Below are 12,049 nucleotides of genomic sequence, written 5' to 3'. Positions count from 1 at the left end.
TAATTAAGCATCCAGTCACAAAAATCGTATAATTTTTAACAGTTGTTTGTTCTGCCCCTTTTTTCTCAACCGGATTAATTAACGCGCTAATGTGCGCTGATTCAAACATTTTACCTGTTTTTGTTATAAAACCGTTTAGTTTATGTGCCTTATGTGTTGTCGGGGTCTACAGTCAATAGTATTGACTGCCTGTGTGACAGTTGATTTAGTGAAGAGTCAAAAAATAATAATCAAACTGAAATCTGTGGTACGCACTGCTTTACCGGACTGCAGATAAACACAACATACAATGACAGGCGGAGATAACGATGATGAAAGTCGCCAAACGTAAGACAGGGTTGATGAAGCTGAGTGTCACACTGATTGCACTGGCAGTATCTGCAAGTGTTAACGCGGCAGGCACGCTGGTTTTCTGTTCTGAAGGGGCACCGGAAGGGTTTAACCCGCAGTTGTTTACCTCCGGAACAACCTATGATGCTAGCTCGGTTCCGCTCTATAACCGGCTGGTCGAGTTTAAAGCCGGAACGACAGAACTGGAACCTGGTCTGGCAGAGACCTGGGACGTGAGTGCGGATGGTAAAACGTACACTTTCCATTTGCGTAAAGGGGTTAAATTCCACACCACTAAAGAGTTCAAACCAACCCGTGATTTTAATGCTGATGATGTGATTTTTACGTTTGATCGTCAGAAAAATACGGAGAATCCGTATCACAAAGTGTCCGGCGGCAGTTATGAATATTTCAGCGGCATGGATATGGATAAGATCATCGAGAAAATCGAGAAAGTCGATGATAACACCGTCCGTTTTCAGCTGAGTCGCTCAGAAGCACCTTTCCTGGCAAACCTCGGGATGGATTTTGCCTCCATTCTTTCTGCTGAATATGCGGATCAGATGCTGAAAGCCGGAACGCCGGAAAAAGTAGATCTGAACCCTGTTGGTACCGGACCGTTTGTATTACAGCAGTATCAGAAAGATTCCCGCATCCTGTATAAAGCTAATGATGATTACTGGAATGGTCGTCCGCAACTGGATCGCCTGGTGTTCTCTATAACGCCTGATGCCTCTGTCCGCTATGCTAAATTGCAGAAAAACGAATGTCAGGTAATGCCGTACCCGAACCCGGCGGATCTGGATCGCATGCGCGCGGATAAAAACATTGTACTGAAAGAGCAGCCTGGTCTGAATGTTGGCTATCTCTCTTATAACGTTGAGAAAAAACCACTGGATAATGTCAAAGTCCGCCAGGCGCTGAGTATGGCAGTGAATAAAGACGCTATTATCGAAGCGGTTTATCAGGGCGCAGGACAAAAAGCGAAAAATCTGATCCCGCCAACCATGTGGGGCTATAACAAAGACTTACAGGACTATCCGTACGATCCTGAAAAAGCAAAAGCCTTGCTGAAAGAAGCCGGAATGGAAAACGGGTTTGAAATTGACCTGTGGGCAATGCCGGTTCAGCGTCCGTATAACCCGAATGCACGTCGTATGGCTGAGATGATCCAGGCTGACTGGGCGAAAGTCGGCGTGAAAGCCAAAATCGTAACCTATGAGTGGGGTGAGTACCTCAAGCGCGCGAAAGCGGGTGAGCCTCAGACAGTGATGATGGGCTGGACAGGCGACAACGGGGATCCGGATAACTTCTTTGCGACACTCTTTAGCTGTGCCGCGAAAACTCAGGGATCGAACTACTCGAAATGGTGTGATCAATCCTTTGAAAATATCATCCTGCCGGCGCGTACCACCGCTGATCCGAAAGAGCGCGCCAAGCTGTATGAGCAGGCTCAGGTCGTGATGAAAGAGCAGGAACCGGCGCTGATTGTTGCGCACTCCACAGTGTATGAGCCTGTCCGTAAAGAAGTGAAAGGCTATGTGGTTGATCCGCTGGGCAAACATCACTTTGATAAAGTTTCAATCGAAAAATAATAAGTCAGTAATTAGTGTCTCCGGTTCGCCGTCTCTGTAAGGGCGGCGAACCCTGTATCGCACCGCATAGTACGGTTGATGCAGAACATATAATTAAAATAATATTATTCATGGTGTGAGTATACTCGTCATACTTCAGTATGCCTGGGTGTTGACTGCGCAAAGCCCGCCGGGTCACATAGTTTATCTATGCTCCCCGTCAGTCTTCGCTTGTCGCCTGCACGCATCCCGAATTATTTAGAGTATATAAGGGAAAGTCCTCCCTTTCGTCCGGTCTTTATGACCTGAGCGCTGTCAGCGGGCATTACAAGGGAATCAGGGATATGCTGCAATTTATCCTCCGACGGGTAGGGATGGTTATACCGACATTTATCGGTATAACATTACTGACGTTTATATTTGTTCATCTGATCCCGGGCGACCCGGTCACTATTATGGCGGGTGAGCGCGGGATTTCTCCGGAGCGTCACGCACAGTTAATGGCGGCACTCGGATTAGATCAACCTTACTGGAAACAGTACCTTCATTACATTAATGGTGTCCTGCACGGCGACCTCGGTATCTCATTAAAGAGCCGTCAGCCGGTGTGGGATGAATTTGTTCCCCGCTTTAAAGCCACACTGGAACTTGCCACCTGCGCAATGATTTTTGCTATTGCGGTCGGGATTCCGGCAGGTGTGCTGGCGGCGGTCAAACGCGGTTCGGTATTTGATCATACGGTTATCGGCGTTTCACTGACGGGCTATTCCATGCCGATTTTCTGGTGGGGCATCATGCTTATTATGCTGGTGTCGGTCAATCTTGACCTTACCCCGGTATCAGGAAGGCTTGCCGACAGTGTTTTCCTGGATGACACTCAGCCGCTCACCGGGTTTATGCTGATTGATACCCTGGTCTGGGGTGAAGACGGGGATTTTAAGGATGCCGTGATGCATCTTATTTTGCCGTCCATTGTCCTCGGCACTATTCCGCTGGCGGTGATTGTCCGTATGACGCGCTCCGCGATGCTGGAAGTCCTGGGTGAAGATTATATCCGCACCGCGCGCGCCAAAGGGCTGAGCCGTCTGCGGGTGATTGTGGTGCATGCGCTGCGTAATGCATTGTTACCTGTCGTGACGGTAATTGGCTTACAGGTCGGAGTGATGCTGGCTGGTGCGATTCTGACAGAAACTATTTTCTCCTGGCCCGGTATCGGGCGCTGGCTGATTGATGCACTGCAACGCCGTGACTATCCGGTGGTGCAGGGCGGCGTACTGCTAATCGCCATTCTTATCATCCTGGTTAATCTGTGTGTGGATTTACTCTACGGTGTCATTAATCCGCGGATCCGCCACAAAAAATAAGAGGAGCGCACGATGTCTGATTCAACGAACAATGTTGTTACCCGCGCGCCTGAGCCTCTCTCTCCGCTGCGTGAATTCTGGGTTTATTTCAGCCGCAACAAAGGTGCATTAATCGGATTGATTTATATCCTGCTGATGCTGCTGATTGCGATTTTCGCCCCGTTGCTTGCCCCGCATCTGCCGGATGAGCAGTTCCGAACACATTTATTGCAGCCGCCTGTCTGGCAGGAGGGCGGTTCGTGGGAATTTATGCTCGGTACTGATGATATCGGACGGGATATATTGTCCCGCCTGATGTTTGGTGCCCGTCTCTCTCTTCTGGTGGGCTGTCTGGTGGTTGCGCTCTCATTACTGATGGGCGTGGTTGTGGGATTGGTCGCCGGCTATTTCGGCGGCTGGATTGATGCCCTGATCATGCGCATCGTCGATATCATGCTGGCACTGCCGAGCCTGCTGCTGGCGCTGGTACTGGTGGCTATCTTCGGACCATCGATTGTGAATGCCTCGCTGGCACTGACCTTTGTCGCACTGCCGCACTATATCCGTCTGACGCGGGCAGCGGTACTCACTGAGGTCAGCCGTGATTATGTCACGGCTTCCGGCGTGGCAGGTGCAGGTGCTGCACGCCAGATGTTTGTGAATATTTTGCCGAACTGTCTCGCGCCACTGATTGTGCAGGCATCTCTGGGCTTTTCCAATGCCATTCTGGATATGGCGGCGTTAGGTTTTTTAGGAATGGGCGCACAACCGCCGACACCGGAGTGGGGAACGATGCTCTCCGATGTTTTACAGTTTACGCAAAGTGCCTGGTGGGTAGTGACCTTCCCGGGACTGGCGATTTTACTGACGGTACTGGCGTTTAACCTGATGGGCGACGGATTGCGTGATGCCCTTGATCCTAAGCTGAAGCAGTAGAGGTGCAGACATGGCGTTATTAACAGTTGATAAATTATCTGTTCACTTCGGTGAAAAAGAGATGCCATTCCGCGCTGTTGACCGGATCAGCTACCAGGTTGATGAAGGTCAGGTGCTGGGCATTGTCGGGGAGTCAGGCTCCGGAAAATCGGTCAGTTCACTGGCTATTATGGGATTGATTGATTTTCCCGGTCGCGTGATGGCGGATAACCTGGAGTTTGACGGCCGCCATCTGCTGACGATTTCGGAAAAAGAGCGGCGTGAGTTGGTAGGCTCGGATGTGGCGATGATTTTCCAGGACCCTATGACCAGCCTCAATCCGTGCTACACCGTCGGCTTTCAGATAATGGAAGCCCTGAAAGTGCATCAGGGCGGTAACCGCAAAACCCGGTTACAGCGGGCCATTGATTTGCTGCTGCTGGTGGGGATTCCGGACCCGGCATCGCGGCTGGATGTGTATCCGCATCAGTTATCCGGCGGGATGAGTCAGCGGGTGATGATTGCGATGGCAATTGCCTGCCGCCCGAAACTGCTGATTGCAGATGAACCGACAACGGCGCTGGATGTCACTATCCAGGCTCAGATTATTGAGCTATTGCTTGAATTACAGCAGCAGGAAAATATGGCACTGGTGCTTATCACCCATGATCTGGCGCTGGTGGCGGAAGCGGCGCATCACATTATTGTGATGTATGCGGGGCAGGTGGTGGAATCCGGTAAAGCGGCGGATATCTTCCGTGCGCCCCGGCATCCTTACACTCAGGCACTGTTACGGGCGCTGCCGGAATTTGCGGGTAATAAAAGCCGGCTGGAATCACTGCCGGGCGTTGTGCCCGGTAAGTATGACCGCCCTGACGGGTGTCTGCTGAACCCGCGCTGTCCCTATGCAACAGAGGTCTGCCGTAAGACAGAACCGGCACTGCGTACTGTCGGGTCACGTCAGGTGAAATGTCACACGCCGCTGGATGATCAAGGGAGACCAGGCCATGAGTGAAATCATACAACCACTGCTGCACGTAAAAGATTTGAAAAAATATTATCCGGTGAAGAAAGGTTTTTTTTCACCGGAGCGGATGGTGAAAGCGCTCGATGGTGTCTCATTTGACCTTGCGCGCGGAAAAACGCTGGCGGTCGTAGGGGAATCCGGTTGCGGAAAATCCACCCTGGGGCGTTTACTGACTATGATAGAAAAGCCCACCGGTGGTGAGCTGTTTTATCAGGGACAGAATTTACTGGTTGAAGACAAGCAGGCAGAAAAACTGCGCCGTCAGAAAATCCAGATTGTTTTCCAGAACCCGTATGGCTCGCTGAATCCGCGTAAAAAAGTCGGGCAGATCCTGGAAGAGCCGCTGATTATCAATACTTCACTGAGTGCGGCACAGCGCAAAGAGAAAGTGCTGGCAATGATGGCAAAAGTCGGACTGAAAACAGAGCATTACAGCCGCTATCCGCACATGTTTTCCGGCGGACAGCGCCAGCGTATTGCTATCGCCCGTGGTCTGATGCTGGAACCCGATGTACTGATCGCCGATGAACCGGTTTCTGCGCTGGATGTGTCTGTCCGCGCGCAGGTATTGAACCTGATGATGGATTTGCAGGATGAATTAGGTCTGTCGTATGTCTTTATCTCTCATGATTTGTCTGTCGTGGAGCACATTGCCGATGATGTGATGGTGATGTATCTGGGGCGTTGTGTGGAAAAAGGGACTAAAGCGCAGATTTTTGAGAATCCGCGTCATCCGTACACGCAGGCATTGCTTTCTGCAACGCCGCGTCTGAACCCGGCGCAGCGGCGTGAGCGGATCAAGCTGACCGGCGAACTGCCCAGCCCGCTGAATCCGCCACCGGGCTGTGCGTTTGCCGCCCGTTGCCGTCATGCATTCAGTACCTGCACACAGTTTCAGCCGCAGTTGAAATCCTATGGCGGACAGCTTATTGCCTGCTTTGCGGTTGATAGGGAAGAGCAGGCAGAAATGGCGAAATAAACGCGCTGTTTTACAGCAAATTACAGAAAAACATGTTTTCCTGAAAGACAAAAGGCGATAATGAGAGGCCTCATTATCGCCTTTACTGTTAACGGGGTGAGATTAGCTCAGCAGAAAGCACAATGATGACGTATAATCACTGCGTATGACGAAAGATGTGATAACTGAATTGCAACGAAAGGCGTGAAATATGCGTGTAAAAGTCAAAAAGTCGCTGACAATTAAGCAGATGTCAGTTGTTGCAGTAGTGACTTTGGTGACTGTCGCACTTTTTATTACCCTTCAGTTATCGCATTTGATACAACAGCGGAAAGATGATTACACCAATCAGCTTTTTAATTCGTCAGTGCAGGTCAGAAAACCGTTGGCAGATGCATTGTTAGGATCTGATTTAAATGAAATTAAATCCATCCTGATAACATTGCGCGCCAGTGGTATTTTAGGCCGGGCAATCGTGATGACACCGGATAATATTCAGGTTATCAGCCTGGATTTTGCCACATACCGGCCTATTCCGGCTGCAGCAAAAATGATCTTCGGGATCCCGGTTGAAATCCGGGTTCCGCTTTACGCATACGGCGTGGCACATATTGCAAAACCCCCGCAGGGGTATCTTATTCTTCAGGTGGATGATAACCGGATATATCGTTTCGCAATGAATGTATTGGCACTGATGGTAACCAGTTATCTGTTACTGGTATTGGTCCTGGTGATCGCGATAAGTTGGTGTATTAACCGTCTGATGGTGCGCCCGTTACGTAATATGGCCCGTGAGCTGAACAGTGCTGAGCCGGCAGATATGCTCAGTTGTTCACCGTATCATGAAGATGATGAGATTGGTTTGTTAGCAAAAGGCTATCAAAATCAGCTTAATAAGCATAAATCAGGGCCATCATGAAAACTTCCCGGTCAGTTTGCTGTCTAAACCCAGACGAGTTGTAAGGACGTCCCGGAAGCCGGTCAGTTTTGCCAGCGCATTATCGCCTGACGTCATATTATTTCCGGCATCAGTGGTAAACCTCAGAAGAAGGCATACCAGGGATTCATATCAAAAGAGGTTAGTATGCAACGCTCTTATTTACGTGTTTTACTCGGTGGCATCCTGATTGCAGCCACATCACAGTTACACGCAGAAGCATTACAGCCTGATCCGGCATGGCAGCAGGGAAAGCTGGCAAACGGATTTAACTGGCAACTACTGCAAACCCCGCAGCGTCCGAATGACCGGGTCCAGTTGCGTCTTTCTGTACAGACCGGCTCGATGATGGAAAAATCCGCTGAAAAAGGGTTTTCTTATCTCATTCCGAAAGTGGTGATGTTCAACAGTCAGAGCCTGAATACTCAGCAACTTTCTCATTTGCTGAGTAATGCTATTGACCCGAATATGCCGCTGCCGCCGGCTATTGTCTCTTATGATTTCACCTTATATAACCTGAGTCTTCCGAATAATAATCCGGAACTGCTGAAAGAAGCATTGAGCTGGATGGCTGATGTATCAGGACACGGTATCTTTAATCAGGATACGGTTGCCGGTGCACTTGCCGCACCAAATTCACCAATTGCCACTTATCCGCCGAATATTAACGATCCTATCTGGAAAGTCCGGATAAAAGGCACCACATTACAAGGTTTTGATCCGCTGCCACCGGTTGCGGATAAAATTGATGTGGATGCACTGAATAGTTTTTATCAGCGTTGGTACACGCCGGACATGGTAACGCTGTATGTTGCCGGGCCGGTCGATAAACGTGCGCTGGAAGACGGTATCAATAAAGCATTTTCCGGGCTGGAAGGTAAGCGGCAAACTCCTGTCAGTGTGGCAACGCTGCCACCGATGAAGCCCCTGTCTGTCCATGCGGTAAGCGAAAATCAGAAAGAGGATGTTCTGTCACTGGTCTGGGATCTTAACTGGTCATCTGTCAAAGATTCCACGGCGCTCAACCGCTACTGGCTGAACGACCTGGCCCGTGAGGCGCTTTTCGGCACATTGCAACAGAGCATGGGCAAGAAAAACGAAAAATTCATGGCGATGAATATGGATTGCCGGATGCAATATCAGCGTGCCAGTTGCATGCTGAGTGTGCAGGCTCCGAATGAAAAAATGCCGGCGATTACGGCGGAGCTGGCAGGTGAGCTGGCAGTTCTGAAAGAAAAGGGCATTTCTGCCGACAGTTTTAACGGACTGATCGCCCTGAAACAGGCGCAGCTTCAGCAATTGTTTGCTATCTACGCCCGGACTACCACCGACATTCTGATTAACCAGCGTCTGATGTCTCAGCAGAGTAATATTATTGATATTCCGCCGGAACAGTATCAGCGTCTGCGTCAGTCATTTCTGAACAGCCTGACGCCGGAAGTTCTGAATGCTGAAATTCATGCGATTTTAGAGCAGGATACCGGGTTTATTTTCACTCAGCCGAAAGGGGAGCCGGAAATGAACGTGGAACAGTTACGTGAGCAGTTTGATAAAGTAATGCATCCGGGCAAAGCGGTTGCCGCAGCGGAGAAAGCCGCGTCAGCAGCTGAAAAAGCAGCTGCGGATGCAGAACAGGCTAAAGCGGAACAGGCAGAAAAAGTTGCTGAAGCAGCAGAGAAAGCTACCGCTGAAAAAATAGCCGCAGAGCAGGCACATTCACAGCCGGCACAGCCTGCTGAAGTGCAGGCACCTTTATCTGTCGTCAAACCGGCTGAACCGGAAAAACCGGCTGTCGCACCGGCAAAAAAAGGTGAGCAGCCCGGTAATGCTGAGCCGCCGGCCGCTGATAATGCAGGCGCCGATGGTGTCAGCGCCTGAGACTGAAAATATTGCCGGTTTACTGACGGCCTGAGGGGGCATCTGCGGATGCCCTTTTTTATTGTATTTTTCCGGGAAATCAGAGCGTTTAATCATCACTCCCGCACAGACGGGTTTCCAGCAGATTCATCAGCCACGGTCGGGTATCCCTGCTGTTAACAAACCCTGCGGCGGCAATCTTTTTCTGCGGATGGTAGTAGGCCGCCGTGCCCCAGAATCCCAGGTGATACCAGAGTGTCTGTCCTTCTCTTTTAGTGACCATCATTCCGGCGCGGTAATCTTCTGCGCCATCATGCGAACCTTGTTTCAGCATCTCTTCAAGTGTGCCGGGACTGTCAAAAATACGACCTTCAAACAGATGCGCCATAAACATGGCTAAATCTTTTACCGACATGACCAATCCGCCACCGCCGTAGAGATCCATTGTCGGGCTGATGGTATCGCCGTCGATACTACCGAGATACTGATGCGCCCGTGGCGGCAGCCCTGCCGGAACCGGCTCATACACTTCCCAGTATGCCGATGTCATTTCCAGCTCATCGAAGCGCAGCAGTTCGCGGACAGCCTGCGCCAGCGGCAACTGTGTGATGTGCTCAATAATATCCGCCAGTAATAAATAGCCGGTGTCTGAGTAGAGAAAACAGGTACCGGGTTCCATCAGCGGATATCCGCGGCTGATATAAAGGCAGATCTGCTCATCCCGCGTCCAGAGATGACAGGGATCGGCAAGCACTTCTTTAACATAGTGTTCGTCTGCATGGTCATACAGCCCGGCACTGTGGCTGAGAAGATGGTAGACAGTAATTGCTGTCAGGTCATAGCCTGCTTGTGTCAGCCACTGTGCATATTGCGGAGTGATGAGCGGCCCGACCGGGGTATTCAGTGTAAGTTTTTTCAGCTCATATAACCGCAGGATGGCTGCGGCGGTAAATGTTTTGGTATTGCTGGCTATCCGGATCGGGGTATCCGGTGTGACGGGTGTGTGGTCTGTTTTACTCAGACCGCCGTGTGCCAGCCCGTCAGGGAGTTCGCAACCTTCGCCGGTAAAATACATTGCCGTTGCAAAACCGGCGGGCTGAACATTCTGCAACAGAGCAGACAGATTTTGAGTCGGCATAGTCAGGTCACCTCAATCATTAACAAATCAAAAAATATGTGAGATGACAACAATATGACAGAAATAAAAAGGCGGGAATACCCGCCTCAGGATGGTACAGGCTATTTTTTCGCATCAGCACGCAATTGTGTCACTGTTTTTCCGCCGACACCCCAGTTGTCTGTTTCCACTTCATCAATAATCACAAATGTGGATGCCGGATTTTTCCCCAGCACATCAACCAGTAACTGAGTCGCACCTTCAATCAGTTTCTGTTTTTGTTCTTCTGTCGCACCCTCTTTGGTGATGCGGATGTGTACAAATGGCATAGTGGCTCCTGATGATAGTGTGGCTATTATTATCCCGGAGGATGTTTGCAATTGTCTGAATATCAGTCTGTAATGATTTATCATTATCCATAAAGCTGACTGATGCTCTCACCACATCATAGAGTGAAGCTGTGTCAGGTGCGAGCCTGAAATGCGGATTTTTTTGCCTGCGCAAATCAATAGCTTGTGCGCTGTGAATAAGCAGAATACTGAGTAATTCATAGCTGTTATCAACCTGCTGCTGTAAGCGGTCAATGACCAGCGGAGCATTGGTGGCGATATCTTCCAGCCCGCCGGCGACCGGCAGATAATCAAGGGAAACCGGAAGTGCGAGGCTTTTATTACGTATGGCGGCAGACATCATTGTTTTTTCCACGCCACCAAAAGCATGAGTGGTATTCTCAGTACCTAAAAAGCGGGTAAGGCCAGTGAATGCAGGCGTATTTAATACAACGAGTTGCTGAGCCTCCGCCAGAGAATAGCGGGCCATTGACATATTCAGTTGCTCAAACGCAGTTACCACAGGCAGTGATTCAAAGTTTGCAGAAGGGCGCACTGCTCCCGCAGGTGTCGCGGCATCCGGCAGGATAACAACCGGGTTGTCATCAGCACTGTTGAGCTGGATAAATAACTGACGGTAAGCCCGCCGATAACTGTCCAGCAGGTCTGCCAGAAGATATACACCGGAGCGGAAACTCAGCGGATCCTGTAACGGACGTGAAGTATCCGGCTCTGTCAGGGAAGAACCGTTCAGTAATGAACGGAGTATCGTTCCGCTTTGTATCACTTCCGGATAAGGCCGCTGTTGCAGTGTTTCAGACCTGAAGGGTGAAATATGACCATTAAGCGCTTCAAGACTGAGGGCGTAAGATAAAAAATTCAGGTTTATCAGACGGGAGATATCATGCAGGACCAGTGCGGCAAGGGCCGCGGAAAAGGCATTCGAGCTTATGATCGCAAGGGCATCTTTGGCAACCGGCTGCAGAGGCGGAATGGTGCTTTTTTTCAGGGCAATCAGGGCGGGCATCTGTTTTCCCTGATAATAAACATCTCCCTCACCTATCATTGCCAGTCCGATATGGCTGAGCAATGTGATATCAGCTTCCCCGATTGAGCCGGAGGAGGGGATCAGCGGCGTTACCTGCTGATTCAGAAAACGGATATATGTTTCTATCACATCAGGATGAGCACCGCTGCCGCCGGTCAGCAGCATATTCAGCCGTGTGACCATTACAGCCCGTGCTGCTCTGATACTGAGTGGTTTGCCTGTTCCGGCGGCATGGGCGCGCAGTAAATCCCGGTTAAACTGTGCGGCATCTTCTGCGGCTTTTTTATCTTTATTTAATCCGACACCGTGTGTCATCCCGTAAACCGGCTGACCGGCTGCCACAGACGCCATCAGGGTAATATAGGATTGATGTACAACCGCTTTTGTTTGCGGGGAGATACTTACCTGCCCGCCATCAGCTACGCGGGCTATCGCCTCCGGAGTCAGTGAGCGGCCGTCAAGCTCTGTTACTGCACTGGCCGCAAAGCTTAAAAACAGCAGTGCAGAGAATAATACTTTCATTATGACATTCCCGTTTCTTCAGAAAAATAAGCGGGATGACTATAGCCTGATAAATAAACAGCAAAAGCCGGTAAAAATAAGGAGAGACAAAT

General features: G+C 50.2%; 10 protein-coding genes. 7 read left to right on the top strand and 3 right to left on the bottom strand.

From position 1 onward, the window contains the following. Positions 1-311 precede the first annotated feature (311 nt). The 7 genes from dppA (at position 312) to ACMHKJ_RS15445 (ending at position 8,962) form a co-directional block, all read left to right on the top strand. The gene (gene dppA, locus ACMHKJ_RS15475) at positions 312-1,925 is read left to right on the top strand and encodes a dipeptide ABC transporter periplasmic-binding protein DppA (RefSeq protein ID WP_413495368.1); all 1,614 of its coding nucleotides are present in this window, start codon (positions 312-314) and stop codon (positions 1,923-1,925) included. Positions 1,926-2,248: 323 nt separating this feature from the next. Continuing rightward, complete coding sequence (dppB, locus tag ACMHKJ_RS15470; RefSeq protein ID WP_413495261.1) at positions 2,249-3,268, top strand: dipeptide ABC transporter permease DppB; 1,020 nt, start codon at positions 2,249-2,251, stop codon at positions 3,266-3,268. Positions 3,269-3,280: 12 nt separating this feature from the next. Next, positions 3,281-4,183: a dipeptide ABC transporter permease DppC gene (dppC, locus tag ACMHKJ_RS15465; protein WP_067368784.1), complete on the top strand. Its 903-nt coding sequence runs from the start codon at positions 3,281-3,283 to the stop codon at positions 4,181-4,183. A gap of 10 nt (positions 4,184-4,193) precedes the next feature. Beyond that, entirely contained in the window at positions 4,194-5,177 is a 984-nt protein-coding gene (gene dppD, locus ACMHKJ_RS15460; RefSeq protein WP_413495259.1) for a dipeptide ABC transporter ATP-binding protein, read from the top strand. Continuing rightward, entirely contained in the window at positions 5,170-6,168 is a 999-nt protein-coding gene (gene dppF, locus ACMHKJ_RS15455; RefSeq protein ID WP_413495257.1) for a dipeptide ABC transporter ATP-binding subunit DppF, read from the top strand. The genes dppD and dppF overlap by 8 nt, the downstream gene beginning before the upstream one ends. Before the next feature lie 190 nt (positions 6,169-6,358). Further along, positions 6,359-7,066, top strand: a complete 708-nt coding sequence (locus ACMHKJ_RS15450; protein ID WP_413495255.1) for a HAMP domain-containing protein — start codon at positions 6,359-6,361, stop codon at positions 7,064-7,066. 165 nt (positions 7,067-7,231) lie between these two features. Further along, complete coding sequence (locus ACMHKJ_RS15445) at positions 7,232-8,962, top strand: M16 family metallopeptidase (RefSeq protein WP_413495253.1); 1,731 nt, start codon at positions 7,232-7,234, stop codon at positions 8,960-8,962. Between the two features lie 88 nt (positions 8,963-9,050). Here the strand turns inward: ACMHKJ_RS15445 and ACMHKJ_RS15440 are convergent, their stop codons facing one another. The 3 genes from ACMHKJ_RS15440 to ACMHKJ_RS15430 form a co-directional block, all read right to left on the bottom strand. After that, positions 9,051-10,079 (bottom strand): serine hydrolase domain-containing protein, encoded by a 1,029-nt coding sequence (locus ACMHKJ_RS15440; RefSeq protein ID WP_413495251.1) that lies wholly within the window; start codon positions 10,077-10,079, stop codon positions 9,051-9,053. 101 nt (positions 10,080-10,180) lie between these two features. Next, positions 10,181-10,387, bottom strand: coding sequence for a 2-hydroxymuconate tautomerase family protein (locus ACMHKJ_RS15435; RefSeq protein WP_413495249.1), 207 nt, complete (start codon positions 10,385-10,387; stop codon positions 10,181-10,183). Continuing rightward, a complete protein-coding gene (locus ACMHKJ_RS15430; RefSeq protein WP_413495247.1) occupies positions 10,320-11,957 on the bottom strand; it encodes an HAL/PAL/TAL family ammonia-lyase in 1,638 nt (545 codons plus the stop codon). Before ACMHKJ_RS15430 ends, ACMHKJ_RS15435 begins: the two co-directional genes overlap by 68 nt. Positions 11,958-12,049 lie beyond the last annotated feature (92 nt).

Origin of the sequence: Morganella psychrotolerans (genome assembly GCF_965118875.1) — a bacterium.
Lineage (GTDB): Bacteria > Pseudomonadota > Gammaproteobacteria > Enterobacterales > Enterobacteriaceae > Morganella > Morganella psychrotolerans_C.
This window is presented reverse-complemented; position numbering and strand designations above follow the sequence as displayed.